Annotated in this window: 26 protein-coding genes; 13 read left to right on the top strand and 13 right to left on the bottom strand. The window is 72.4% G+C overall.

All coding sequences use genetic code 11. The annotated features are described in order from the left end of the window. The first annotated feature begins 23 nt into the window (after positions 1-23). Positions 24-842, top strand: coding sequence for a helix-turn-helix transcriptional regulator (locus BKD26_RS16180; protein WP_241518686.1), 819 nt, complete (start codon positions 24-26; stop codon positions 840-842). Beyond that, the gene (locus tag BKD26_RS16175; protein WP_084898566.1) at positions 839-1,081 is read left to right on the top strand and encodes a DUF397 domain-containing protein; all 243 of its coding nucleotides are present in this window, start codon (positions 839-841) and stop codon (positions 1,079-1,081) included. The genes BKD26_RS16180 and BKD26_RS16175 overlap by 4 nt, the downstream gene beginning before the upstream one ends. A gap of 1 nt (position 1,082) precedes the next feature. Here the strand turns inward: BKD26_RS16175 and BKD26_RS16170 are convergent, their stop codons facing one another. Together BKD26_RS16170 and BKD26_RS16165 are read right to left on the bottom strand one after the other, a co-directional pair. Further along, positions 1,083-1,754, bottom strand: a complete 672-nt coding sequence (locus BKD26_RS16170; protein WP_084898565.1) for a GPP34 family phosphoprotein — start codon at positions 1,752-1,754, stop codon at positions 1,083-1,085. Positions 1,755-1,759: 5 nt separating this feature from the next. Beyond that, positions 1,760-2,704, bottom strand: coding sequence for a LysR family transcriptional regulator (locus BKD26_RS16165; RefSeq protein ID WP_084898564.1), 945 nt, complete (start codon positions 2,702-2,704; stop codon positions 1,760-1,762). Between the two features lie 61 nt (positions 2,705-2,765). Between BKD26_RS16165 and BKD26_RS16160 the strand changes: the two genes are divergently transcribed. After that, positions 2,766-3,122, top strand: a complete 357-nt coding sequence (locus tag BKD26_RS16160) for a DoxX family protein (protein ID WP_084898563.1) — start codon at positions 2,766-2,768, stop codon at positions 3,120-3,122. 70 nt (positions 3,123-3,192) lie between these two features. On the opposite strand, the gene BKD26_RS16155 is transcribed toward BKD26_RS16160, so the two are convergent. Next, complete coding sequence (locus BKD26_RS16155) at positions 3,193-3,636, bottom strand: hypothetical protein (RefSeq protein WP_143662660.1); 444 nt, start codon at positions 3,634-3,636, stop codon at positions 3,193-3,195. A gap of 56 nt (positions 3,637-3,692) precedes the next feature. Beyond that, positions 3,693-4,358 carry a pyridoxal 5'-phosphate synthase gene (locus BKD26_RS16150; protein ID WP_084898561.1) on the bottom strand — a complete coding sequence of 222 codons (666 nt, stop codon included), beginning with the start codon at positions 4,356-4,358 and terminating at the stop codon, positions 3,693-3,695. A gap of 125 nt (positions 4,359-4,483) precedes the next feature. Here BKD26_RS16150 and BKD26_RS16145 point away from each other — a divergent pair, with 125 nt between their 5' ends. Both BKD26_RS16145 and BKD26_RS16140 read left to right on the top strand, forming a co-directional pair. Beyond that, positions 4,484-4,723: a type II toxin-antitoxin system VapB family antitoxin gene (locus BKD26_RS16145; protein ID WP_084898560.1), complete on the top strand. Its 240-nt coding sequence runs from the start codon at positions 4,484-4,486 to the stop codon at positions 4,721-4,723. Further along, positions 4,720-5,121, top strand: coding sequence for a PIN domain nuclease (locus BKD26_RS16140; RefSeq protein ID WP_084898559.1), 402 nt, complete (start codon positions 4,720-4,722; stop codon positions 5,119-5,121). Before BKD26_RS16145 ends, BKD26_RS16140 begins: the two co-directional genes overlap by 4 nt. A gap of 13 nt (positions 5,122-5,134) precedes the next feature. On the opposite strand, the gene BKD26_RS16135 is transcribed toward BKD26_RS16140, so the two are convergent. Then, complete coding sequence (locus BKD26_RS16135; RefSeq protein ID WP_084898558.1) at positions 5,135-6,280, bottom strand: acetyl-CoA acetyltransferase; 1,146 nt, start codon at positions 6,278-6,280, stop codon at positions 5,135-5,137. An 89-nt stretch (positions 6,281-6,369) separates the two neighbouring features. On the opposite strand from BKD26_RS16135, the gene BKD26_RS16130 reads away from it, so the two are divergent. After that, the gene (locus BKD26_RS16130) at positions 6,370-7,527 is read left to right on the top strand and encodes an acyl-CoA dehydrogenase family protein (protein WP_084898557.1); all 1,158 of its coding nucleotides are present in this window, start codon (positions 6,370-6,372) and stop codon (positions 7,525-7,527) included. Further along, positions 7,524-8,012 (top strand): nitroreductase family deazaflavin-dependent oxidoreductase, encoded by a 489-nt coding sequence (locus BKD26_RS16125; RefSeq protein WP_084898556.1) that lies wholly within the window; start codon positions 7,524-7,526, stop codon positions 8,010-8,012. The genes BKD26_RS16130 and BKD26_RS16125 overlap by 4 nt, the downstream gene beginning before the upstream one ends. Positions 8,013-8,097: 85 nt before the next feature. Here BKD26_RS16125 and BKD26_RS16120 read toward each other — a convergent pair whose 3' ends face one another. Then, complete coding sequence (locus BKD26_RS16120) at positions 8,098-8,745, bottom strand: TetR family transcriptional regulator (protein WP_084898555.1); 648 nt, start codon at positions 8,743-8,745, stop codon at positions 8,098-8,100. Between the two features lie 353 nt (positions 8,746-9,098). Here BKD26_RS16120 and BKD26_RS16115 point away from each other — a divergent pair, with 353 nt between their 5' ends. Both BKD26_RS16115 and BKD26_RS16110 read left to right on the top strand, forming a co-directional pair. Then, a complete protein-coding gene (locus BKD26_RS16115) occupies positions 9,099-9,881 on the top strand; it encodes a VOC family protein (protein WP_084898554.1) in 783 nt (260 codons plus the stop codon). A gap of 137 nt (positions 9,882-10,018) precedes the next feature. Beyond that, positions 10,019-12,469 (top strand): PQQ-binding-like beta-propeller repeat protein, encoded by a 2,451-nt coding sequence (locus BKD26_RS16110; protein ID WP_084898553.1) that lies wholly within the window; start codon positions 10,019-10,021, stop codon positions 12,467-12,469. Positions 12,470-12,677: 208 nt separating this feature from the next. On the opposite strand, the gene BKD26_RS16105 is transcribed toward BKD26_RS16110, so the two are convergent. Beyond that, positions 12,678-13,343: a hypothetical protein gene (locus tag BKD26_RS16105; protein WP_084898552.1), complete on the bottom strand. Its 666-nt coding sequence runs from the start codon at positions 13,341-13,343 to the stop codon at positions 12,678-12,680. Between the two features lie 156 nt (positions 13,344-13,499). On the opposite strand from BKD26_RS16105, the gene BKD26_RS16100 reads away from it, so the two are divergent. Continuing rightward, positions 13,500-14,030, top strand: a complete 531-nt coding sequence (locus tag BKD26_RS16100; RefSeq protein WP_084898551.1) for a hypothetical protein — start codon at positions 13,500-13,502, stop codon at positions 14,028-14,030. A gap of 15 nt (positions 14,031-14,045) precedes the next feature. Here BKD26_RS16100 and BKD26_RS16095 read toward each other — a convergent pair whose 3' ends face one another. The 3 genes from BKD26_RS16095 to BKD26_RS16085 are packed head-to-tail and all read right to left on the bottom strand — an operon-like array spanning position 14,046 to position 16,382. Then, on the bottom strand, positions 14,046-14,813 hold the full coding sequence (locus tag BKD26_RS16095; protein WP_084898550.1) for an enoyl-CoA hydratase/isomerase family protein: 768 nt from the start codon (positions 14,811-14,813) through the stop codon (positions 14,046-14,048). Continuing rightward, positions 14,810-15,229 carry an OB-fold domain-containing protein gene (locus BKD26_RS16090; protein WP_084898549.1) on the bottom strand — a complete coding sequence of 140 codons (420 nt, stop codon included), beginning with the start codon at positions 15,227-15,229 and terminating at the stop codon, positions 14,810-14,812. The genes BKD26_RS16095 and BKD26_RS16090 overlap by 4 nt, the downstream gene beginning before the upstream one ends. Before the next feature lies 1 nt (position 15,230). Further along, the gene (locus BKD26_RS16085; protein WP_084898548.1) at positions 15,231-16,382 is read right to left on the bottom strand and encodes a lipid-transfer protein; all 1,152 of its coding nucleotides are present in this window, start codon (positions 16,380-16,382) and stop codon (positions 15,231-15,233) included. Between the two features lie 54 nt (positions 16,383-16,436). Here BKD26_RS16085 and BKD26_RS16080 point away from each other — a divergent pair, with 54 nt between their 5' ends. From BKD26_RS16080 to BKD26_RS16070, 3 genes are read left to right on the top strand one after another with little or no spacing between them, the layout of a single operon-like run. Next, entirely contained in the window at positions 16,437-17,996 is a 1,560-nt protein-coding gene (locus BKD26_RS16080; protein WP_084898547.1) for a FadD3 family acyl-CoA ligase, read from the top strand. Between the two features lie 52 nt (positions 17,997-18,048). Next, a complete protein-coding gene (locus tag BKD26_RS16075) occupies positions 18,049-18,327 on the top strand; it encodes a hypothetical protein (protein ID WP_084898891.1) in 279 nt (92 codons plus the stop codon). Next, positions 18,327-18,722 (top strand): hypothetical protein, encoded by a 396-nt coding sequence (locus BKD26_RS16070; protein ID WP_084898546.1) that lies wholly within the window; start codon positions 18,327-18,329, stop codon positions 18,720-18,722. The genes BKD26_RS16075 and BKD26_RS16070 overlap by 1 nt, the downstream gene beginning before the upstream one ends. A 50-nt stretch (positions 18,723-18,772) precedes the next feature. On the opposite strand, the gene BKD26_RS16065 is transcribed toward BKD26_RS16070, so the two are convergent. The 3 genes from BKD26_RS16065 to BKD26_RS16055 form a co-directional block, all read right to left on the bottom strand. Next, positions 18,773-18,958 (bottom strand): hypothetical protein, encoded by a 186-nt coding sequence (locus tag BKD26_RS16065; protein ID WP_084898545.1) that lies wholly within the window; start codon positions 18,956-18,958, stop codon positions 18,773-18,775. A 124-nt stretch (positions 18,959-19,082) separates the two neighbouring features. Further along, complete coding sequence (locus BKD26_RS16060) at positions 19,083-19,274, bottom strand: hypothetical protein (RefSeq protein ID WP_084898544.1); 192 nt, start codon at positions 19,272-19,274, stop codon at positions 19,083-19,085. A gap of 205 nt (positions 19,275-19,479) precedes the next feature. Then, entirely contained in the window at positions 19,480-22,431 is a 2,952-nt protein-coding gene (locus BKD26_RS16055; RefSeq protein ID WP_084898543.1) for a BTAD domain-containing putative transcriptional regulator, read from the bottom strand. Positions 22,432-22,562 lie beyond the last annotated feature (131 nt).

Below are 22,562 nucleotides of genomic sequence, written 5' to 3'. Positions count from 1 at the left end.
GCGGTGTGGGAAGGACGGTGGCAGTGGTGGGATCCAGTGGTGAGCCCTCGCCCGCGCGGAGGCATGTGGGCGAGCTGATCAAGAAGTTCCGCATCCAGGCCGGCATGACCCAGAAGGACCTCGCCGACCGGCTCCTGATGTCGGAGTCGCTCGTCGGCGCGTACGAGCGGGCGGAACGCATCCCGACGACGGCGTTCCTGGTCGACGCGGATGCGGTGCTGAACGCGCAGGGGGTCCTGGCGTCGTGCGTCGAGATGATGGAGGAGGAGAAGTACTCGCCCAAGTTCCTCAACTGGAAGCGTACGGAGGCGGACGCGGCGAGCATCAGCGCGTACGAGTGCATGGTCGTACCCGGTCTGTTGCAGACACCCGGCTACGTGCGTGCGCTGTACGAGGCCCGGGTGCCGATGTGCGAGCCGGACGAGATCGAGCGGCATGTGCAGGCGCGGCTTGAGCGGCAGGAAGTTCTGGACCGCAGGCCGAGGCCGATCGTCAGTTGCGTGGTCGAGGAGTCGGTGTTCCAACGGCCGGTCGGCGGGGAGCCGGTGCTCAAGGAACAGCTGCTGCATCTGCTGGAGGCGGTCAGGATCAGGAACCACCTGACGGTGCAGGTGATGCCGACACAGCGGTCCGTGCACGCGGGGCTGATGGGGTCGTTGAAGCTGCTGAGCACCCGAGAAGGACGCAATCTGGGGTACACGGAGGGCCAAGGCGGCGATACCTTGATCTCCAAGCCAGAAGAGGTGAACCAGCTCATCGACCTCTTCGGCGCGCTACGGGCCCAGGCCCTCACGCCATGGGAGTCCGTGGAACTGATCGAGAGGATGGCGGCCAAGCTATGAACCCCGACCTGGTCTGGTTCAAGAGCAGTTACAGCGGCAACACGGGCGGCGAGTGCGTCGAAGTCGCCTACGACTGGCGCAAGTCCAGCTACAGCAGCAATGAGGGTGGCGCCTGCGTCGAAATCGCCGCCTGCCCCCACGCCGTCCACGTCCGCGACTCCAAGCTCACCGACGGGCCCACCTTCGCGGTGGGACCCGACGCCTGGGCGGCGTTCGTCGCACGCACAGCGACCGCGTAGCTCAGAGCACCGTTGTGGTGGCCGTCACGACCGTGACCGCCACCACCGCGGCCTGCATGTTCCGGATCGCCTCGCGGACGCCGTCGCCCGCCCATTGGCCATCCGCGATCTTCGCCATGCGGGCCGAGACCAGCTTGCGCGGCACCTCCGGGAACGCCAGGCGGTGCAGCTTGGCCGCGTGCAGCAGGGCGACGAGCCCGCCGGTACGGTCGTCCGGCTCCGTACCGTGGACGACGACCGAGGTCAGCCGTGCGCGCAGCTCGCGCTCCACCGAGCCGTCCGCCTCCGGGTAGCGGCGCACCGGGAACAACCCGAGCACCCGATTCCGCTCCTCCACCACAAGGCCGCGCTCGCAGAGGCTCTCCACGGTCGCGGTGACCGCCTTCGACTGGTCCTTGGTGAGCCAGTCGGCCACCTTGCGCGGCCTTTCGCGGCGGCGCGTCCACTCGTCGAGCTGGGCCAGGCGCCCGTCGAGCAGCGCGGTGCCGGTGGGCGTCGTGTCGGTCACGGCCAGCCGTCCGTCGGTGACCGTCACGCGGCCCGCCATGGCCAGTTCCAGCAGGATGCCGCCCGCCACGGCCCAGCCGGCCGACGACCGCTCCTTCGCGGCCCCCGACTCGTCGTCCAGCGACAGCAGCGCGATTTCCTCGGCCAGCGTGACGGTCGTGCTCATTCCGCTCATCCCCCTTGATCATTCACGGTCGTACGTGTCGACCGTGTCGACGCTGAAACAGCCCCCAGGGTTGCGCGGCAGCAGTGGACAAAGTCCTGGACGACGGGATCGGCGTCGTCCGTGGGCGCCCACGCGATGGCGGCCCGGCTGGGGCTGACGCCGGTGACGGGGCGGTAGGTGATGCCGGGGCGGGCGTAGAAGCGGGCGGCGGATTCGGGGGCGAGGGCGATGCCGTAGCCGTTGGCGATCGCGGTGAGCCAGTCGTCGGGTTGGTCGGTGACGGCGCCGATGCGGACGGGGTGGCCGTCGCGTTCGTCGGTGGCCAGCCAGTAGTCGCGCCATGCGCCCGTTTCGGGTGGGGCGGCCACGAACGGCTCGTTCCACAGGTCGCGGAACGGGATCCGGTCCCGGCCGGCCAGGGGGTGGGCGGTGGGGAGGGCGACCCAGCGGGGTTCGGTGAACAGGCCCTCCACCCGCAGGGCGTCCTGGCCGGGGAAGGGCAGCCGCAGCAGGGCGGCGTCGACGTCTCCGTACGCGAGGCCGGCGCTCGGGTCGGACCATGCGGCCTGCCGCATCTCGATCCGCCAGCCGGGTCGGCGGCGGGTGAACGCCGCGATGATGTGCTGGGTGGCCTCGTTGGCGGCGCTGGCGACGAAGCCGACTCGCAGCACGCGCGCCGCCCGGTCGGCGGCGCTTCTCGTGCCCTGCAGGAGTCGGCTCCAGTCGGCCAGGAGGGCGGGCACTCCGTCCGCCAGGGCCTGTCCCGGTTCGGTGAGGGTCATGCCGGCCCGGGAGCGGGTGAACAGTCGTACGCCGAGCAGGGTTTCCAGTTGTCTGATCTGTTTGGTCAGGGCCGGCTGGGACACGAAAAGCCGTTCCGCGGCGCGGGTCAGGCTGCCCTCCTCCGCCACGGCGATGAAGGAGCGCAGCAGCCGGGTGTCGACATCCATGCCCGCAGGTTATAGATGCCGGTATTGGACGCCCCATGGGCGGCCTGGCGAGGGTGGACGCATGTTCCTTACGTACGCAGTGGTCACCGTCGTCACGATCGCGGCCAACGCCGTGGAGGCCGTCGCCAATCTCATGAAGGCGCGGTTCGTCGTCGCCAACGCCGCCGAAGTGGGCGTCCCGCCGTCCTGGCTTCCGGTGCTCGGCGCCCTCAAGGGGGCGGGAGCGGTCGGGTTGCTGCTCGGGCTCCTGGGCGTCGGGTTCATTGGTACGGCTGCCGCGATCGGGCTGGTGCTGTTCTTCATCGGCGCCGTGGTGGCCCACATACGCGCCCGTGTCTTTCACAACATCGCTTTCGCCGGGGCCTTTCTGGCGCTGGCCGCCGCGTCTCTCGTACTGGTCCTCGCCGTCGGGCGCTAGCGTCAGCCGCATCCGCGCACCGGGCACAGCTCGACCCGGGTGACGCCGGGGATCTTCGCGATCGCCTCCTTCAGGGCCGTCCGCCGGCCGCCAGGGCGGGGCCGATGTAGAAGTGCCAGCAGTAGGCCGCCGTGCCGGCGAGGACGCCCGCCAAGACCAGCGCGCCCGCCCCGGCCGTGAGCCTCGCGGTCCAGCGGCTCCTGCGGGGGTCCGCGAGGGCGGCCAGCAGCAGGAGCAGCGCGGCCGGCCAGAACAGGAACATGGCCAGGAAGACGCCCAGCACGCCCCAGGGCAGGAGCGCCAGGCCCACGATGAGGCAGGCGCGGGTGAAGGCCACCGGGCGGTGCGGCAGGAACAGGGGGACCGTGACCGGCAGGGCGGTCAGGACGTGCAGCGCGAAGACGTAACTGTGCGTCGTCCAGAGCAGCGCGGGCACCGTGGCCAGCACCGCGCCCGCCGCGAGAGCACGCTGCCACCAGTGCACTCGCGCGGTTCTTCCCCCTGCGGCGTCCATGACCCGCCCCCTTTGTTGAACGCGTTCAGTTGAACGTGTTCAACCTACCGCATGGCTCACGGCCACAGCAGCTCACGCTTCCAGTCCCCGTCCCCGGCCGCGTCCGTACGCCGGTAGCGCAGCCGTACGTGCTGCCTCCGCTCGTCGCCCTGGAAGAATTCGACCTCGTACGGGTCGAGCACGTACAGCGTCCAGGTCTCCGCGTCCGCGTCCGGTTCCGCCTGGGCGCGCTGCCAGGCCGCCTCGCTCGCCGCCGCCAACGAGCCGAGCGAGTCCAGGGGTTCGCTCTGCCGTCCCACCAGGGCGGCGGCCAGCGCGCCCGTCGAGCGGGCGTGCAGGTCGGCGTACGCCTCCGCCCGCGACGCCACGGCGACCCGGCCCCGTAGCCGCACCTGGCGGCCCTGAACCGGCCAGTAGAAGCCGAGCGCGGCGTGCGGGGCGGCGGCCAGGTGGCGGCCCTTGGCGCTGGTGGCGTGTGACGCGAAGTGCCAGCCCCGCTCGTCGGCGTCGTGCAGCATCACCGTCCGTACGTCGGGCCGGCCGTCGGCGTCGACGGTGGCCAGCGACATGGTGTGCGGTTCGGCCTGTCCGGCGTCCGCCGCCGCCAGGAACCACTCGTGGAAGAGGGGCAGGGGTTCGACGGGCGCGGAGTCCGGGTCGAAGGCGGGCAGCGGGATGTCCCACACGCGCAGGGAGCGGAGGGTCTCGTGGAAGCTGGTCATCCAGCCATCATCCGCTTTCCGGGGCGGTGTCACATGAATGGGTGGAGGTCGGGTGAGTGACGTGATGCGCACCACTTGGGGTGATATCTTTTTTGGTAGATGTATATCTAGATGGGGGTATCGCCATGGCGCGCACCGTGATCGACCTGGATGACGAGGCTCTGGAAGAAGCCGCACGATTCCTGGGCACGACCACCAAGAGGGACACCGTCAACACCGCGCTGCGCGAGATCGTGGACCGGCGGAAGCGGGCCGAGGCGGTGGAGCGCATGAGGCGGATGGTCGCGGACGGGGAGATCGACTTCTCGGTGATCGAGAAGGGCGCGCGGGCCGGTACCGACGAAGGTGAGCAGCGGGCGGCATGACCGAGTTCTATCTGGCTGACACCAGTGCTCTGATCCGCTACTACCGTGGCCAGGCAGGTGCGAGCTGGGACGCGGTCGTCAACGCCGGGCTCGTCGGTCTGTGCGAGCCGGTGCGTCAGGAGCTTCTGCGGGCCGCCGGTGGCAGAGCCACCTTTCACGACATGGACAGGCTGTTGCGTGAGACCTTCCCGTACTACTCGATAAGGGAGTCGGCCTGGGAGGACGCTGCCGAGATCCAGTACGGGCTCGCCGAAAGCGGCTGGCACCAGTGCGCCAGTCCCGTCGATCTGCTGGTGTCCGTCACCGCCGCTCACCACAAGCTGACCGTGCTCCACCAGGACAACGACTTCGAGACCATCGCCCGCATCACCGGGCAGCCCGTGCGCCGTATCGAGTAGGCGCCACCAGGCGTCACCGCTCCCGGCCCAGGACCATCGTCCCCGACGAGCAGAACCAGCCGCCCGTGCCCGACACCACGCCCAGGCGGGCATCGGGCACCTGGCGGCCGGGCGCCTCGCCGCGCAGTTGCCGTACCGCCTCGACCAGCAGGAACAGGCCGCGCATGCCGGGGTGGCAGGCGGACAGGCCGCCGCCGTCGGTGTTGACGGGCAGCGTGCCCTGCTCGACGAACGGGCCGCCCTCGCCCTTCGCGCAGAAGCCGAGGTCCTCCAGGGTCACCAGGGTCATGTAGGTGAAGGCGTCGTAGATCTGGGCGAAGTCCATGTCGTCCGGCGAAAGGCCCGCCCGCTCGAACGCGAGCCGGCCGCTCACCGCCGCCGGGGAGACCGTGAAGTCGTCCCACTCGGACATGGTGGTGTGGGAGACGTGCTCGCCGGTACCGAGAATCCACACCGGGGCCTTCGCCGTGTCGGGGACGTACTCCTCGGCGGCCAGCAGCACCGCGCAGCCGCCGTCGCTGCGGATGCAGCAGTGCAGCTTGGTGAACGGGTCGGCGATGAGCGGGCCGGACAGGACGTCGTCGACGGTGATCGGGTCGCGGAACATCGCGTCGGGGTTGCGGGCGGCGTTCGCGCGCGCCTGGACGGCCACCGTCGCGAGCTGCTCCAGGGTCGTGCCGTACTCGTGCATATGGCGGCGCGCGGCCATCGCGTACTTGGCGACGAGCGTGTGCCCGTACGGCGCCTCGAACTGGAGCGGGCCACGGCTCCCGTACGACAGGTTCGCGGTGCGGCGGCCGGAGCGGATGTCGGCGCGGGCGGTGGAGCCGTAGACGAGGAGGACGGCGTTCGCGTGGCCGGCGGCGATCGCGTCGGCGGCGTGGGCGGCCATGACCTCCCAGGTCGCGCCGCCCACGGTGGTGGAGTCCACCCATCGGGGCCGCAGCCCCAGGTACTCGGCGACCTCGATGGGGGCCAGCGTGCCGAGCCCGGCTGAGGCGAGCCCGTCGATGACGGACCGGTCGAGTCCCGAGTCGGCGAGCGCGCGCCGGGCGGCCTGGGCGTGCAGCGTGTAGGGGGTGGCCGTGTCGACCCGGCCGCAGTCGGAGAGGGATACGCCCACGATGGCGACGGAACGACGACGCTTGGATCCGCGCATGGAACTGACGGTACATCAGGTACGGAGCATGGGCATCCATGGCGACGGGACCTAATATGACGGCCCGTCAGAGACGAGAGGGGCCCGCCATGGACGCCGCCTTCACCCCCGAGCAGGACGAGATCCGCCGCACCCTGCGCGAGCTGCTCGCCAAGCACTGCGGGAGCGAGGAGGTGCGCGCCGCCGTCGACACCGATGCCGGATACGACCCCGCCCTGTGGGCCCTGCTGTCGCAGCGGCTCGGGCTGCCGGGGCTCGCGCTGCCCGAGGCGTACGGAGGTGCCGGCTGCACCGCCGCCGAGCTGGCCCTCGCCTGCGAGGAGACCGGCCGGGCCCTCGCCCCCTCGCCGCTCCTCGCCACCGCCGTGCTCGCCGCCCCGCTGATCGCCCGCCTCGGTACCGAGGCGCAGCGCGCCGCGCTGCTGCCACGCATCGCGGACGGGGCCCTGACCGCCACGCTCGCCGCCGCGCCGCTGCCCCGCGCCCTGGCCCTGACCGGCGACAACCGGGACGGCGAGTGGGTCGGCGGCGGGCGGGCCGGGGGCGTGCAGGCGCGGCGGGGCAGCGACGGTTCATGGGTGCTGTACGGGGAGGTGGGGCAGGTCCTGGACGGGCACAGCGCCGCCCTGCTGCTGGTCGCCGCGCACACGGGTGGCTACCCCGCCGCCCGTACGCTGCTCTTCCTCGTACGGGCGGAGGCGGCCGGCCTCACGCGCGTACGGCTGACGGCGCTGGACGGGACACGGCCCCTCGCCCGCGTACAACTCCGGGAGGTGGCAGGGGAGTTGCTGGGTGATGGCGAGGGTGACGTGCCGGGGGCGCTCGCCGTGACCGGGCGTGAGGCGGCCGCCGTGCTCGCCGCCGAGGCGGTCGGGGCGGCGGCCCAGGTGCTGGACCGGACCGTCGAGTACGTACGGGTCCGGGAACAGTTCGGGCGGCCCATCGGCTCGTTCCAGGCGGTCAAGCACCGGCTGGCCGACCTGTATGTACGGGTGCAGGCGGCGCGCTCGGCGGCGTACTACGCGGCATGGGACCCGGACGCCGGGGGCCTGGCGCTCGCCCAGTGCCTGGAGGCGCTGCGCACCGTCGCCGCCGAGGGCATCCAGCTGCACGGCGGAATCGGGTTCACCTGGGAGCACGAGGCCCACCTGTACGTCAAGCGGGCCACCGCCGACGAGCTGCTGTTCGGCCCGGTCCACCGGCTGCGCGGCCGCGCCGCCGAAGAGGCGGGGGTGCTCGCCCGATGACCGGCCCGTCACCGGTGCTGCGGCTGGTGCGGCGGGTCTCCTCGACCCGTACGTTCGCGAAGATCGCCCCGTACGTCGTCCCCGCGCTGGACCGCGCGGTCCACCGGCTGACCGGCGGAAAGGTGCTGCTCAGCGCCCGGATGCTGCCGGCGCTGGTCCTCGTCTCGCGCGGCGCCCGCTCCGGCCTGGAGCGCCGCACGCCCCTGGCCTGCATGCCCGAGGACCCGGCGGCGACGAGCTGGGTCCTGGTCGGCTCCAACTTCGGGCGGCCCGACCACCCCGCGTGGACGGGCAACCTGCTGAAGCACCCGGACGTGGAGGTCGTCTGGCGCGGGCGGACGATCCCCGTGCACGCGCGGCTGCTGAAGGGCGAGGACCGCGAGGCGGCGTGGGTGAAGGTGCTGCGCTTCTGGCCGCCGTACGGCACGTACCAGGCGAGGGTCGACCGGGAGATCCGCCTCTTCCGCCTCACGCGGCGGGGGTAGGCAGGGGTGACGAGGCGGAAAGGGAACGCCGACGGCGGTCGGGTGGACCACCGTCGGCGCGACAGGACGTTACGGGGGAGGGGGGTTACTTCGTCGGCTTCTTGCCCGTGATGCCGAGGTGGACCAACAGTGCGAGGTTCGGCCTGAGTTCGTTCTGCTTGACGCCCCAGGTCTGGAAGCCCTTCTGGTGCGAGGCGACCGCCGCCAGCATCGCGACCAGGGAGCCGGCCATCGCCGCCGGGTTGACGTCCTTGTCGACCTTGTTCTTGGACTGGAGCTCCTTGACCGCGTCCGTAAGGGAGTTGGTGACGGAGTTCAGGATCTTCATGCGGATCTTGTAGAACCGCTTGTCGCCCTCGGCGGCCCCCAGGTCGACCACGCGGAGGATGGCGTCGTTTTTGCGCCAGAAGTCGAGGAACCCCTCGACCAGTTCCTCCGAGGCCTGCCAGGCCGCCTTGCCGACCCAGGTGCGGCCGGAGACGAGTTCGGTCAACCCGGCGCCTTCTTTGGCCATTTCCTCGGCGATCTCGAGGACCGCGCCCTCGACGTCCGGGAAGTACTGGTAGAACGTCGCCGGGGAAGTGCCCGCCTTCCGGGCCACGTCGATGACTTTGACGTCCCGGTACGGCGAGGAGCTGAGCATCTCGCTGAGGCAGTCGAGCAGCTTCTGCCGCGTCGCCTGTCCTCGTCGACCGGCCACGCGGCCGTCGACGGTGCGTACTTGTCCTGTCATGCCGTCAGCTTACCGAGGGGTGATCGGCGCGCGATTCGGCCGACTGCAAATGGGGTCACCCCCTCCGGCGCGGCCCCCTCCCGGCGGGCCCCGCCGGTCCCGTACCGCACCTTTCGGCCACCCGGGATCCCCGCAGGACCCCCGCGGGATCCGTGCTCTTCCCCGATAGGCTTATTAACAGCCTGTGGAAAACTTCGGTGGACAACCCAAGCGGGCTGGGGCCTGGACCGGTCTCGTATCCCGACAATTGCGCACATGTTCGATTCTTTTTCCTGCGCCGGACGTCACGCGCCATTAGCGTGACTGTGACGGGCACCACACGCCCCGCCCGTACACGGAAAGGGATCAGGTCCATGGCCGCGTTCACAGAGGGCACGCCGTGCTGGGCGGATGCGATGCTCCCCGACCTCGAAGCCGGCAAACGGTTCTACGGCGAGCTCTTCGGCTGGACGTTCGACGAGGGCGGCGAGGCGTACGGCAACTACACCAACGCCTTCAGCGACGGCAAACGCGTCGCCGGCCTCGCGCCCAAGCGGGACGGCCGCATGCCCACCGTCTGGGGCGTCTACTTCTCCACCCCCGACGCCGTCGCCACCACCCGCCGGATCCAGGAGGCGGGCGGCCAGATGGTGATGGACCCCATGCCGATCGGCTCCTTCGGCACCATGGCCCAGGCCGCCGACCCGGGCGGCGCCGTCTTCGGCCTGTGGGAGGCCGGCGAGCACACCGGCTTCGAGAAGCAGGGCGAACCGGGCTCCTTCTGCTGGACCGAGGTCTATACGAGGGACAAGGACACCGTGGACGCGTTCTACGAGACCGTCTTCGGCTTCCAGGTACGCGACCTCGACGACGCCTCGATCGACTTCCGCGTCTGGTCGCCCGCCGGTACGCAGGCGAGCGACGAGACGGCCATCGGCGGCCGCAGCGTGATCACCGACGCCTTCCCGGCCGAGATGCCCGCCCACTTCCTCATCTACTTCGCGGTCGAGGACTGCGACGACACGGCCGCCCTCGCCACCCAGCTGGGTGGCCGCGTCACCGAGGAGCCGTTCGACACCCCGTACGGCAGGATCGCCCTGATCGCCGACAACCAGGGGGCCGTCTTCGCCGTCCTGGCGGAGCCCAAGGCGGCGTAAGAGCCCCGGTGAGGGTGTCCGGATCGGGGTGAGACACCCCGATCCGCCCCCGGGTTCGCAACCACCGCCCCGGACAGGAAGAATCAGGGGGCGACGGGGCCGTACTTTCATGGCCCCTACGGGGAGGTGGCAGGCAAGTGGAGCAGCTCACGCAGCACGACCCGAGACGGATCGGCCCGTTCGAGGTGCTGGGCCGGCTCGGTGCCGGAGGCATGGGCCTGGTCTATCTCGCGCGATCGGCGTCGGGGCGGCGCGTGGCGATCAAGACGGTCCGGACCGAGCTCGCCGAGGACCAGCTGTTCCGCGTCCGCTTCACGCGCGAGGTGGAGGCCGCACGGGCGGTGTCCGGCTTCTACACGGCGGCCGTGGTGGACGCCGATCCGCGGGCGGCGGTGCCGTGGCTGGCGACCGCGTACGTCCCGGCGCCCTCGCTCGAGGAAATAGTGACGGAGTGCGGGCCGCTGCCCGCCCAGGCGGTGCGCTGGCTGGCCGCCGGGATCGCCGAGGCCCTCCAGTCCATCCACGGCGCGGGTCTCGTCCACCGCGACCTGAAGCCGTCGAACGTGCTCGTCGTGGAGGACGGGCCGCGCGTCATCGACTTCGGCATCGCGTCCGGCGTCTCCAACACCCGGCTGACGATGACCAACGTCGCCGTGGGAACGCCCGCGTACATGTCACCCGAACAGGCGAAGGACTCGCGCAGTGTGACCGGCGCCAGCGACGTCTTCTCGCTCGGCTCCACGCTCGTGTTCGCGGCGACCGGGCACGCGCCGTTCCACGGGGCCAACCCGGTGGAGACCGTCTTCATGCTGCTGCGCGAGGGCCCGGACCTGGAGGGGCTGCCGGACGAGCTGCGGCCGCTGATCGAGTCGTGCATGCAGATGGAGGCGGGGCTGCGGCCCTCGCCCGCGGATCTCCAGGCGCAGCTGGCGCCGCACCTGTTCTCGGGGAGCGACGACAGCGGTACGGCGTCGGCGTGGCTGCCCGCCCGGGCGACGGCGATGATCGAGACGCGCCGGGGCGGCCGCCCGAGCACCCCGCCGCCGCCTCCCGCGCCCCCGTCGGCGCCGCCTTCCGCGCCCCCGTCCGCCCCGGTTCCCGGTCCGGCCGAATCCGGTCCCGCCGAGCGTGGTGCCGCCGAGCCCGGTCCCGGCCGGGACTGGGACGCCGCCTGGCGGGGCGGCAACAGTGACCCCCGTACCGGACAGGCGGCGCCCGCCGCCCCCGTACGGCTGCCCGGCGCGCCGGTGCCGATCGGCCCGGGGCCCCGCGTCGCCGACACCCGCGCCGCCCTCGCGGTGGACGCCGGGCCGGCCACCGGCTGGATCCGCCGCCCCGCCGGCGGCCCGAACGGCGCCGACCCGGCGCATCCCGCGCCCCCCGCGGCGCCCCCCGTTCCGGGACCCGCCGCGCCCGCGCCGCCCGCCCCCCAGGACCCCCCGGGCCCGGGGCACTGGCGGCCGTGGCGGTTCCGGATGTCCAACGACGTGTGGGGCACCCCGGTCGTCTCGGGCGACCTCCTGTACGTCACGTCCTTCGAGGTCCACGCGCTGGACGTCGGCACGGGCCGGCGCCAGTTCAAGACCCGGGACGTGGCCTGGACGATGGCCGTGTCGGGTGGCCGTATCCACGCCTCCGACGGCCCGACGCTGTACGCGCTCGACGCGCTCGACGGCAGTGAGCGGTGGCGGCTCCAGACCGACGCCTGGGCGTACTCCCTCAAGGTGGACCGTGGCACCGTCGTCACCGGTACGCGCGGCGGCGGCGTCCAGGGCTGGGAGGCCTCCAACGGCGAGAAACTGTGGGAGATCAGCGGAGCGCAGACCGACTTCGAGACCCCGGACGCCGGGCCCGCGCTGTTCGACGACACCGTGTACGTCTGGCGGAACGCCCGGCTCCAGGCCCTCGACGCGCGCACCGGCACGGAACGCTGGTCGTACCCGATCGGCGACGCCGCCTCCTGCGGCGGCGTGCCCGTACGCGTCGCCCCGGCGGAGGACGGCTATGTGTACGTCGCCGCCGGCACCCGCGTGATCTCCATCGACATCAGGTCCGGCCACGTCCGCTGGCACTTCGAGGCCCCGGCGGTCTTCCTCTCGCCGCCCGCCTTCGCGCCCGGCCCGGCCGTCACGGGCGGCGGGGTGTACCTCGCGGACTACCTGGGCACGGTGTACGCCCTCGACGCCACGACCGGCAAGGACCGCTGGCGCATCGCCACCGAGTCCCGCCACTCGAGCGAACCCGTCCTCGTCGCCGACGGCAACATCCATGTGGGCAGCGGCAGCGCGGTCTACACCCTGGACGCGGTGACCGGCACCCCGAAGTGGCGCTTCCCGGCCGGCGGCCCGATCATCGGCGCCCCGGTCGTCGCGGACGGCCGCCTCCACTTCGGCTCGGCCGACCACGTCCTGTACACCCTGGACGCGAGCGGCGGCCAGCTGCGCTGGAAGCTCACCACGGGCGGCGAGATCACCGGCTCGCTGGTCGCGCGGGCAGGTGTCGTCTACGCGTGCAGCAAGGACCGCTGCGTGTACGCGCTCGACGCGGTGAAGGGCACGGCCACGGGGCGGAGCGGCAGCGGGCGTTAGCCGCGGGGCGTTAGCCGCGGCTACGGTGCGGCGGGCGTCAGTCGTGGTGCGGCCACTGGCGGTGGGTGGGGCGGGGCCCCTCCGGGCTCACCTCCTCGAGGCCGGCGGCCTTGGCGTACGCCGGATCGGGAGCCCACCCCTTGCCGCCGGCCTCTGCGGGGGCGACCCTGCACGGCCCCTCCGGCCGGACGCCGGGTGCGCGCGGGCGTCAGCCGCGGTGCGGTGGGCCGGGGCGGTCGGGGCCGGCCGGGCCGGGGCCGGGCTCGCCGGGGCGGTCGTCGTACCGGGGGTACTCCGCGGTCCGGGTGTCGTCCGCGTAAGGGCGCTGCTCGTACGGCTGCCCGGGGCCGGCGTACGGTTCCTCGTGCCGTTCGGGCTCACCGCGCCCGCGGCGCCGGCGTCCGTGGCCGCGCCCCCAGGTGTGCCCGGGCCCGACCTCGTCCAGATCGTGTTCGTGCGCACGTCTCCGCCCGCTCATCAGCACGGCGGCCAGCAGCAGGAGCACCCCGCCGCCCGCCGCGAGGGCGACGCCCGGGCCGAGGCCCGAGCCGTCGGACTCGACGCTCAGGCTGCCGGCGGCCTGCCCCTGGCGGATCATCCACAGGATGGTGAAGCCCAGCACGATCAGCCCCGCGAGGACGACCAGCAGCCGGGACCGCAGCAACAGCCCCACCAGCGTCACCAGCGCCGCGAAGGCGAACGGCAGCAGGATGGAGATCCACAGATCCGCTTTGGTCCCGCTGATCCCGCTGAACAGGTCGGCGATGCGGTAGTCGCGTCCGTGACGGCCGTCGTACCAGGCACGGAAGGGGCTCCAGACGGCGGCCGCCGCTCCGACGAGAGCGAGGATCGAGCCGATGACGTTTCGGACCATCGTCGGCCTCCCTGGGTCGGGCTCTCGATCACGACGCTACGCCTGCCCCGGTAGGGGCGCCACACGGCGGGACGGGGGCGGTCCCGAGCGCTGCTAGGGTGACGTGCGCCCGTCAAGATCGGGCTCCATCATTCACACTTTCAACGGGGGTTGAACGTGAAGCTCCGCCATGTCCGTGCCATCGCCGTCTTCGGCATCGCCATCGTCGCGCTCACGGGAGCACGTGGCTCCGGCGGCGGTTGCAGCAGCAACAGCAGCAGCCACAGCTCCGACTCCAGCTCCGGGTCCGACTCCAGCAGCAGCTCCAGTGGCAGCACCACGGGCGGCAGCACCACGGGTGACAGCACCAGCGGCAGCTCGGGCGGCGTCTCCGCCCCCGGTGGTTCCGGCAGCAGCAACAAGGCCGCGCGCGACATCAAGATCGACGAGTGCCGGATGGACGACGCGGGCAAGAACCTCGTCGCCCGGCTCACCGTCACCAACAGCGGCTCGTCGGACTACACGTACAACATCACCATGAAGTTCCGTGGGGATGCCGCCGCCACCGCGTCCGCCGACGTGACCGGGCTGACCGTCAAGGCCGGTGCCTCGCAGCAGGCCGAGGCCACGACGACGTACACCGGCACGGGGGACGGCAGCGAGTACAAGGAGTGCGTCGTCGGCACCGCCACGAAGACCGCCCTCTGACGGCCCCCGCCCGGCTCATCGCACCCGGTACTCCCCCCGGCCCCGCCCCTCGAACAGCGCGGCCTGCCGCTCCGGCGGCAGGTTGCCGAGCGCGATGAGGTGCGGGGCCTGGGCGAGCGCGTGCGCCCTGGCCGCCTCCCGGGCCGCCCACACCGCCCGTACCGTGCCCTGGACCGCGTCGGTCGGGTACGAGGCGATGACGGCCGCCGCCCGGCGCGCCGCCGCCACCGCGCCGCCCGGCTCCGTCAGCTCGGAGACCAGGCCGGTCTCGTACGCCCGCCGCGCCGACACCCGTTCGGCCGTACCCATCAGGGACATCCGGGCGACCTCCCCGTACGGCATGCGCTGCGCCATGAGGACCGCCTCGTACGCGCTGACCATGCCGTACGCCGTATGGGGGTCGAAGAACGTCGCGTCGCGCGAGGCGACGACGAACTCGCACTCGCCGAGCAGGTAGAACGCCCCGCCGCAGGCCATCCCCTCCACGGCCGCGATCACGGGTATCCACAGGTCGTTGGCCTTGGGGCCGATGGTGAGGAGCGGGTCGTCGATGCTGTACGGGGAGGGGGGCTGGGGGACGGCCGCCGTCCGGTCGATGCCCGTGCAGAAGGCCCGGCCGCCGGCGCCGGTGAGGACCACGGCCCGGACCTCGTCGTCGTACCGCAACTCCCGCCAGAGGGCGGCCAGTCGGGCGGCTGTGTCGAGGTCGATGGCGTTGTGCTTGGTGGGTCGGTCGAGGGTGACGACCGCGACGCCCCCCTCTGCCGCGACGTGGACCGTCATGACCGTTCCAGGACCCAGCGGGGCATGCCTTCGCCGTCGAACGCCACCCGCACGGCCGCCCCGATGCGCAGCCGCGCGGGGTCGACCGAGTCGACGGGGGCGCCGGGGGCGGCGACGACGTTGCCGACGAGCCGGATGCGCGGGGCGTCGGCGAGCTCGACGAGGGCGACGTTGTAGCGCGGGGCGAGGGCGGCGTACGCGGGCAGGAGGGGTGGATGGGGGATCACGTACGACCAGATGCGGCCGCGTCCGCTCATCGGGCGCCACTCGCTGTCGAAGGACTGGCAGTGCGGGCAGCAGGGGCGGGGCGGGAAGCGGGGTTCGCCGCAGTCGGCGCACGCCTGGACGCGCAGCTCGCCCCGGGCGGCGTACTCCCAGAAGGGGGCGCCGTCCTCGTCGACGACGGGTTCGAGCATCTCAACTCCTGAGGAGGAGGGCGGAGGTGGGGACGCCTTCGCCTGCTGTGACCAGGCATGTCGTGGCGCCGGGGACCTGGGCGGTGCTGGTGCCGCGCAGCTGTTTCACGCCCTCGGTGATGAGGTTGAAGCCGTGGACGTACGCCTCGCTGAGCCCGCCACCGCCGGTGTTGATGGGCAGCCGTCCGCCGGTCTCCAGGGCGCCGTCCTCGGTGAAGGCGGCCCCTTCGCCGCGCCCGCAGAAGCCGTACCCCTCCAGGGAGAGAGGGATGAGGGGCGTGAACGCGTCGTACATCTGGGCGACGTCGACGTCCTGGGGACCGAAGTCGGCCTGTTTCCACAGGTGCCGGGCGGCGGTCCAGGCGGGGCCGGTGAGGGGGTCGTCGTTCCAGTAGTTGACCATGCCGTGGTGCTGGGCGGGCAGGCCCTGGGCCGCGGAGTGGACGTAGACGGGTGGGTGGCGGCAGTCGCGGGCGCGTTCGGCGGAGACGATCACGCAGGCGAGGGCGCCGTCGGTCTCCAGGCAGTTGTCGAAGAGGCAGAGGGGTTCGCTGATCCAGCGGGAGGTCATGTACATCTCGCGGGTCAGGGGCCGTTCGTACATGATCGCGGCGGGGTTCTGGTTGGCGCGGTTGCGGCAGGCGAGGGCGACGTTGAAGAGGTGGTCGCGGGTGGCGCCGTACTCGTGCATGTAGCGGCGGGCGAGCATGCCGATCTCGTCGGCGGGGCGGAGGAGGCCGTAGGGGCGGGTCCATTGGGCGGGGGTGGGCAGTTGGGCGGCGGTGTTCGTCCAGGGCCGTGGCCCGGAGCCGCGTTTGCGTGACCGCCAGGCGACGCCGACGCTCGCCTGGCCGGTGGCGATGGCGGCGGCGAGGTGGGCGACGGTGGCGCAGGAGCCGCCGCCCCCGTACCCCACCTTGGAGAAGAAGGTGACGTCCCCCGCGCCGATGGCCTTGGCGACCTCGACCTCGTCGGTCTCCTCCATGGTGTACGAGGCGAAGGCGTCGACCTCGGAGGGGGCGATGCCGGCGTCGGTGAGGGCGTCGACGATGGCCCGGCACGCCAATGTCTTCTCCGTCTCGGCGAGTTGCTTGGCGAAGCGCGTTTGCCCGATGCCGACGATGGCCGTCGCGTCCTTGAGCGCACCTGTCATGGGCGCCACGGTAGCGCTAATCTGACGGGTAGTCAGCTAGAGGGAGGGTGGGAGATGCGCGGACGACGCGGGGACCTGGAATGGGGCTCGATCCCGAGGCTGGTGCGGTCGGCGGCGGAGCGGTACGGGACACGCGAGGCGGTCGTGGAGGGCCGTACCCGGGTCACGTACGCCGAGCTGGGCGAGCGCGTGGAGCGGGCGGCGGCGGCGTGCATGGCGGCGGGCGTGGAGCCGGGCGACCGGGTGGCGGTGTGGGCGCCCAACACCCTCGACTGGATCGTCTCCGCCCTCGGTGCGGTGACGGCCGGTGGTGTGCTGGTGCCGCTGAACACCCGCTTCAAGGGCGCGGAGGCGGCGTACGTCCTTGAGCGCAGCCGTACGAAGCTGCTGTTCATCACCGGTACGTTCCTGGGCGCGTCGTACGTGGCGTCGCTGCGGCGGACGGGGATCGTGCTGCCGCACCTGGAGCAGGTGGTGGTGCTGGCGGACAGCGCGCCGGAGGACTTCCGTACGTGGAAGGACTTCCTGGCGGGCGGGGACGGGGTGACGCCGGCGGAGGTCCGCGCGCGGGCGGAGTCCCTCGACGGGGGGCGCCCCTCGGACATCATCTTCACGTCCGGGACGACGGGCCGCCCCAAGGGCGCGGTGATCACCCACGCGCAGACGCTGCGCTGCTACGAGACGTGGGCGGACCTGGCGGGGCTGGAGGAGGGCGACCGCTACCTGATCGTGAACCCCTTCTTCCACACGTTCGGCTACAAGGCGGGGATCATCGCGTGCCTGATGCGGGGGGCGGTGATGGTGCCGCAGCCCGTCTTCAACGTGGACACGGTCCTGGCCAACATCGCCTCGGAACGCATCTCGGTCCTCCCCGGCCCGCCGACGCTCCTGCAGTCGCTGCTGGACCACCCGGCCCGGTCGTCGCACGACCTGTCGTCGCTGCGGCTGGTGGTGACGGGCGCGGCGGTGGTGCCGTTGTCGCTGGTCTCCCGTCTCCGTGGGGAGCTGGGGGTGGCCACCGTCCTCACGGCGTACGGCCTGTCCGAGGCGAGCGGCATCGTCACGATGTGCCGCCGCGGCGACCCGGTCGAGACGATCGCCGCCACCTCGGGCCGCCCGGTCCCCGGCACGGAGGTGCGCGTCGACGAGGCGGGCGAGGTCCTGGTGCGCGGCCACAACGTGATGACCGGCTACTTCGAGGACCCGGCGGAAACCGCCCGCGTCCTGGACGAGGACGGCTGGCTCCACACCGGCGACGTGGGCGTCCTGGACGCGGCCGGCAACCTCCGCATCACCGACCGGATCAAGGACATGTTCATCGTGGGCGGCTTCAACGCCTACCCCGCCGAGATCGAACAGCTCATCGCCGTCCACCCCGAGCTGGTCGACGTCGCGGTCATCGGCATCCCCGACGCCCGCCTCGGCGAGGTCGCCAAGGCCTACGCGGTCCGCCGCCCCGGCTCCACCCTGACGGCCGACGACCTGATCGCCTGGTCGCGGCGCGAGATGGCCAACTACAAGGTGCCGCGCCAGGTCGAGTTCGTGGCGGAACTGCCACGGAACGCGAGCGGGAAGGTGGTGAAGGGCGAGCTGCGCGCTCGCTCACGGGGGTGAGCCGTGCCGTATGTGGCTGCGGGGCGGCGGTGGCGTCGGTATGGTCATCAGTATGGCAACCAAGAAGTACACGGTCACTCTTCCGGAGGAACTTGCGGAGGAGATCCGTAAGGAGGTCGGCCCGGGCGCCTTCAGTGCGTACGTGACACGCGCGATCGAACGGCAACGGGAGCACGACCGGCTGGGCGAGCTGGTGGAGTGGCTGGAGGAGGAGCACGGGCCGGTCACCGAGGAGGAAATGGCGGTGGCCGAGGCGGAGCGCCGTGAGATCGAACGGTGGTTCGCGGAGCGCGAGGGCGGGAGCGCCGCACGCCACAGGCCGGCGGCGTGATGGCGGCGACCTCGTACGTGCTGGACTCCGAGGCGTTGTCGCGGACGGTACTGGGCGACCGGACCATGCTGGGCCGGATCAAGGACGCCCATCGCGCGGGCATCCGCGTGGTGACGGCCTCGATGACCTTGATCGAGGCCTACCACGGCCAGGTGAGGCCCGCCGCCTGGGCCTGGGCGATGTCCCGCATCGTGGTGGAACCCGTCACCAAGGACATCGCGGACGGCGCGATCGCCCTGCTGAAGGCCAACGGCCTGCACGGCCACAAGTACGCCATCGACGCCGCCCTCGCCGTCATCGCGGGGCGGCAAGCCGGACAGGTCATGCTCTTCACCTCCGACGAGGACGACATGACCCAGCTGTGCGACCGGAGGGTCCTGGTCCGGGCCCTCTGAACGGCGAAGGGGCCCGGACCGGCTCGGTCCGGGCCCCCTTGCACGGGTGCCTAGTCGTGCGGGGCGACGGGCGCGTGGTTGTCGCTCAGCGTGGTGGGGCCGCCGGTGACGTACGCGCTCTTCGGCGCTACGGGTCTGTGCTGGTCGGCGCCCGTCGCGGCATTGGCGGGCGTCGCGGCGCCGGCCACAGCCAGAGTGACGATCGCCCCGGCCAGCAGGCGTTTGGTACGAGTCATGCCGTCTCCTCGTGAAGGGTGGGGCTTCCCGGGATGACGGCGGGGAGCAGCCGGCCGTGGACGCCGCGGCCGCGGCGGTCCCCCCTCCGCACCGCCGCGGCCGCACCCCGTCGGAAGGTGAGTCTCAGGCGCCCGAGGGCGGGACGGGGGAGTGGTTGTCCCCCAGCGTGGTGATCTCGCCGTCCTTGGTGGTGGCGGGCGGGACGGGGGAGTGGTTGTCCCCGAGCGTCGTGATCTCGCCGTCCTTGGTGGTGGCGGGCGGGGTCGGCGAGTGGTTGTCGCCCATGGTGATGATCTTCTCGTTCTCGATGCTCATCGTCTTGCTCCCCGTGAGTTGTGGGTGGATGGTCGGCGACGCCCGTTCGGCAACTCCCCCGAGGGTTGCCGAACGGGCGCACTGGGACCGCTCACCTTAGCGATGAGCCCCCGTGATCCGCCTGCCCCCCGATGCGGCGGATCCACAGGTACGAGAGTGCCGGGCAGGCATAAACGAACGCTGAACGCCCCGGTCACCCGCCTGTTCAGGCTGCCGCGGCCGGCGCCAGCAGCGCTCGCACCGCGTCGGCGCCGGCCGGGTCCAGAACCTCGTAGACGGCCAGGGCCTCCCGCCAGCAGGCGCGCGCGCGGTCGACTTGGCCCAGAGCGTCGAGTGCGCTGCCCAGTACGGTCAGGACGTTTCCGCGCATGCGGTCACCGCCGATGCACCCCGTGGCGAGCGCCTGCTCGGCGTGTTGTGCCGCACGGGCCGGGCTCCGGCCCTTCAGGTAGGCCTGGGCGATGCGGAAGTGAGTCGTTCCCTCCCACAGGCGCTGGCGGTTCTTCGCGAAGATGTCGAGGGCCTCGGTGAATTGCCCCAGGGCCTCGGACCGGCGTCCGGCGCTGACGAAGGCCACTCCCAGTGCGTAATGGCCATTGGCCAGCCGGAGCGCGCTTCCTATCCGGCCGTAGATGTCGATCCCCTGCTTGGCGAAGGTGATCGCACTGGTCGTACGTCCGGTGATTTCGTGCAGCCGGGAGAGGTTGCACAGTGCGCTGGCCTCGCCGGGAAGGTTCCTGTCCGCGTGTGAGCCCTCCATCGCCTGGAGCAGATGGACTTCGGCTTCCGCGTGACGGCCCTGATTGAGCGCGATGATCCCCCGGTCGTTGTCCGCCCAGTAGACCGGTGCCACGTCTCCCGCTCCGACCGCCAGCTCTCTGGCGTTACGGGCCTCCTCGTCGGCCTCGTCGTAACGGCCCGCGATCAGGTGGACGTTGGTGAGGGTCGTGCGGGCGCGGGCCTCGGCGCGGGGGTCGTTCGCGGCGCGGGCCGCCTCGCGGGCGGCCACTGCGGCCGACTCGTACTGCTTGGAGTTCGCGCCCGACTCCGCGAGGTCCTTCGCCGCCCACAGGAGGTCCACGGCCCGCCGGAGCCTGCTGCCCTTCGTCGACTGCCGCGCGCACGCCAGGAGGCAGTTCGCCTCCGTGTAGAGCCAGTCGAGGGCCGCGTGGCGGTCGGTGAAGGTCAGGCCCTCGTACGTGGTGGGCTCCAGGTGGTCCACCAGGCGGTCGCCGGGGCGTTCGATCGCGTACACCCGGGCCGCCGTCGACAGGTAGAAGTCCAGGAGGCGGGAGAGGGCCAGGTCGCGTTCCGAGGGGGGCTGTTCGTCGCGGGCGGCGCAGGCGCGGGCGTAGAGGCGGACCAGGTCGTGGTAGCGGTAGCGGCCGGGGGCGGCGGATTCGAGGAGGGAGGTGTCGACCAGGGACTCCAGGAGGTCCTCCGCGTCGTGGAGGGGGAGGTCCAGGACCGCCGCCGCGGCCGCGAGGGAGATGTCGGGGCCGTCGGCGAGGCCCAGCAGGCGGAACGCGCGGGCCTGTGCGGGCTCCAGTTGGCCGTAGCCGAGTTCGAAGGTGGCCTTGACGGCGAGGTCGCCCGCCTGGAGCTCGTCCAGGCGGCGGCGTTCGTCGGCGAGCTTGGCCGCGAGGACCGCGACCGTCCAGGTGCGGCGCGCCGCCAGGCGGGAGGCGGCGATACGGATCGCCAGAGGGAGGAAACCGCAGGCCGCGACGACGTCCAGGGCCGCTTCCCGTTCCGCCTGGACCCGCTCGGCGCCCACGATCTTGGTGAAGAGCTGGAGCGCCTCCTCCGGTGACATCACGTCGAGGTCGACGAGGTGGGCGCCGGCGAGGTCCACCATCCGGACGCGGCTGGTGACCAGGGCCGCGCACCCCTCCGTACCCGGCAGCAGCGGCCGCACCTGGGCGGCGTCCCGCGCGTTGTCCAGCAGGACCAGCACCCGCCGCCCCGCGAGCGTCGAGCGGTAGAGGGCGGCGCGCTCGTCGAGGGTGTCGGGGATGGCCGAGTCGTGGGTGCCCAGCGCCCGGAGGAAGGCGCCCAGGACCGTCTCGGGCTCCGCGGCCCGCGCCCCCGCGCCCTGGAGGTCCACGTACAGCTGCCCGTCCGGGAAGCGCGGGCGCGCGGCGTGCGCGACGTGCACCGCCAGCGTCGTCTTGCCGACCCCACCGATGCCCGCGAGCGCCGACACGGCCATCACCGAGCCCTCGGCCGTGGCCAGCCGGTCGCCCAGCTCGGCCACGAAGGCCGCGCGGCCCGTGAAGTCGGCCACCGTCGCCGGCAACTGGGCGGGCCGGGACACGGCGGGCGCGGGGGCCGGCTCCTCCACCGGCCGCGCCAGCTCCGCGTCCGCCTGGAGGATGCGCTGCTGGAGCCGCGCCAGCTCGGGGCGCGGGTCGACGCCCAGCTCGTCGGCGAGGAGCCGGCGCGTGTCGGCGTACACGGCGAGCGCCTCCGCCTGCCGCCCGCTGCGGTACAGCGCCAGCATCAGCAGCTCCCGCAGCCGCTCGCGCAGCGGGTGCGCGGCGGTCAGGGCGGTCAGCTCCGACACCGCCTCCGCGTGGTGCCCGCACTCCAGGTCCAGGTCCAGGCGGGTCTCCAGCAGCTGGAGCCGCCACTCCTCCAGGCGGGCGCGCTGCGTCTCGGCGTACGGGCCGGGTACGGACGCGAGGGGCTCGCCGTCCCACAGGCCCAGCGACTTGTCGATCAGCGCCCGGGCCTGGTTGCGGTCGCCGCCCGCCCGCGCCTTCTCCGCCTCGGCGGCCAGCTCCTGTGCGACGTTCAGGTCCAGGGCGTCGGCGCGGCCCCGGATCGCGTACCCGCCCGACTCGCTGACCAGTACGCCCGGCGGGAGGACCTTGCGCAGCCGGGAGGCGTACGTCCGTACCGCCGCGAGGGCCTGTGAGGGCGGCTCGTCGCCCCAGATGGCGTCGATCAGCTCGGGGGCCGTCGCCGTGCGCCCGTCGCGCAGCAGCAGCGCGGCCAGCAGCGCCCGCTGCTGCGGCGACCCGGACGGCAGGGCCTCGCCGTCGAGCCGCGCGCGTACCGGGCCGAGTACGCCGAAGCGCAGGTCGCCCACAGCGCCCCCGCCCTGGTGCGGGGCGCGCTGCTCCGGCACTCGCGGCCCGTCTTCACGGTCCATAGCTCCCCCTGCCCGTACCGCTGGTTTCGCCGTCGACAGTCTGCCTTGTCGACGGCGTATGCGTCAGCAGTGGGTGACGCTCTGCACAAGGTCGTGACACGATCTGCCGCACAGGGACCTGACGGGTCGTC

The sequence above is a fragment of the Streptomyces sp. CB03238 genome, assembly GCF_002099185.1.
GTDB lineage: Bacteria > Actinomycetota > Actinomycetes > Streptomycetales > Streptomycetaceae > Streptomyces.
Note: the sequence above shows the minus strand (reverse complement) of the source record. Positions and strands in the feature narration are given on the sequence as shown.

Bases quoted from the DNA above. Each gene is read 5' to 3' on its own strand.
- BKD26_RS16175 (WP_084898566.1), top strand. From the start codon at position 839: ATGAACCCCGACCTGGTCTGGTTCAAGAGCAGTTACAGCGGCAACACG.
- BKD26_RS16170 (WP_084898565.1), bottom strand. From the start codon at position 1,754: ATGAGCACGACCGTCACGCTGGCCGAGGAAATCGCGCTGCTGTCGCTG.
- BKD26_RS16165 (WP_084898564.1), bottom strand. From the start codon at position 2,704: ATGGATGTCGACACCCGGCTGCTGCGCTCCTTCATCGCCGTGGCGGAG.
- BKD26_RS16160 (WP_084898563.1), top strand. From the start codon at position 2,766: ATGTTCCTTACGTACGCAGTGGTCACCGTCGTCACGATCGCGGCCAAC.
- BKD26_RS16155 (WP_143662660.1), bottom strand. From the start codon at position 3,636: ATGGACGCCGCAGGGGGAAGAACCGCGCGAGTGCACTGGTGGCAGCGT.
- BKD26_RS16150 (WP_084898561.1), bottom strand. From the start codon at position 4,358: ATGACCAGCTTCCACGAGACCCTCCGCTCCCTGCGCGTGTGGGACATC.
- BKD26_RS16145 (WP_084898560.1), top strand. From the start codon at position 4,484: ATGGCGCGCACCGTGATCGACCTGGATGACGAGGCTCTGGAAGAAGCC.
- BKD26_RS16140 (WP_084898559.1), top strand. From the start codon at position 4,720: ATGACCGAGTTCTATCTGGCTGACACCAGTGCTCTGATCCGCTACTAC.
- BKD26_RS16135 (WP_084898558.1), bottom strand. From the start codon at position 6,280: ATGCGCGGATCCAAGCGTCGTCGTTCCGTCGCCATCGTGGGCGTATCC.
- BKD26_RS16130 (WP_084898557.1), top strand. From the start codon at position 6,370: ATGGACGCCGCCTTCACCCCCGAGCAGGACGAGATCCGCCGCACCCTG.
- BKD26_RS16125 (WP_084898556.1), top strand. From the start codon at position 7,524: ATGACCGGCCCGTCACCGGTGCTGCGGCTGGTGCGGCGGGTCTCCTCG.
- BKD26_RS16120 (WP_084898555.1), bottom strand. From the start codon at position 8,745: ATGACAGGACAAGTACGCACCGTCGACGGCCGCGTGGCCGGTCGACGA.
- BKD26_RS16115 (WP_084898554.1), top strand. From the start codon at position 9,099: ATGGCCGCGTTCACAGAGGGCACGCCGTGCTGGGCGGATGCGATGCTC.
- BKD26_RS16105 (WP_084898552.1), bottom strand. From the start codon at position 13,343: ATGGTCCGAAACGTCATCGGCTCGATCCTCGCTCTCGTCGGAGCGGCG.
- BKD26_RS16095 (WP_084898550.1), bottom strand. From the start codon at position 14,813: ATGACGGTCCACGTCGCGGCAGAGGGGGGCGTCGCGGTCGTCACCCTC.
- BKD26_RS16090 (WP_084898549.1), bottom strand. From the start codon at position 15,229: ATGCTCGAACCCGTCGTCGACGAGGACGGCGCCCCCTTCTGGGAGTAC.
- BKD26_RS16085 (WP_084898548.1), bottom strand. From the start codon at position 16,382: ATGACAGGTGCGCTCAAGGACGCGACGGCCATCGTCGGCATCGGGCAA.
- BKD26_RS16080 (WP_084898547.1), top strand. From the start codon at position 16,437: ATGCGCGGACGACGCGGGGACCTGGAATGGGGCTCGATCCCGAGGCTG.
- BKD26_RS16075 (WP_084898891.1), top strand. From the start codon at position 18,049: ATGGCAACCAAGAAGTACACGGTCACTCTTCCGGAGGAACTTGCGGAG.
- BKD26_RS16070 (WP_084898546.1), top strand. From the start codon at position 18,327: ATGGCGGCGACCTCGTACGTGCTGGACTCCGAGGCGTTGTCGCGGACG.
- BKD26_RS16065 (WP_084898545.1), bottom strand. From the start codon at position 18,958: ATGACTCGTACCAAACGCCTGCTGGCCGGGGCGATCGTCACTCTGGCT.
- BKD26_RS16060 (WP_084898544.1), bottom strand. From the start codon at position 19,274: ATGAGCATCGAGAACGAGAAGATCATCACCATGGGCGACAACCACTCG.
- BKD26_RS16055 (WP_084898543.1), bottom strand. From the start codon at position 22,431: ATGGACCGTGAAGACGGGCCGCGAGTGCCGGAGCAGCGCGCCCCGCAC.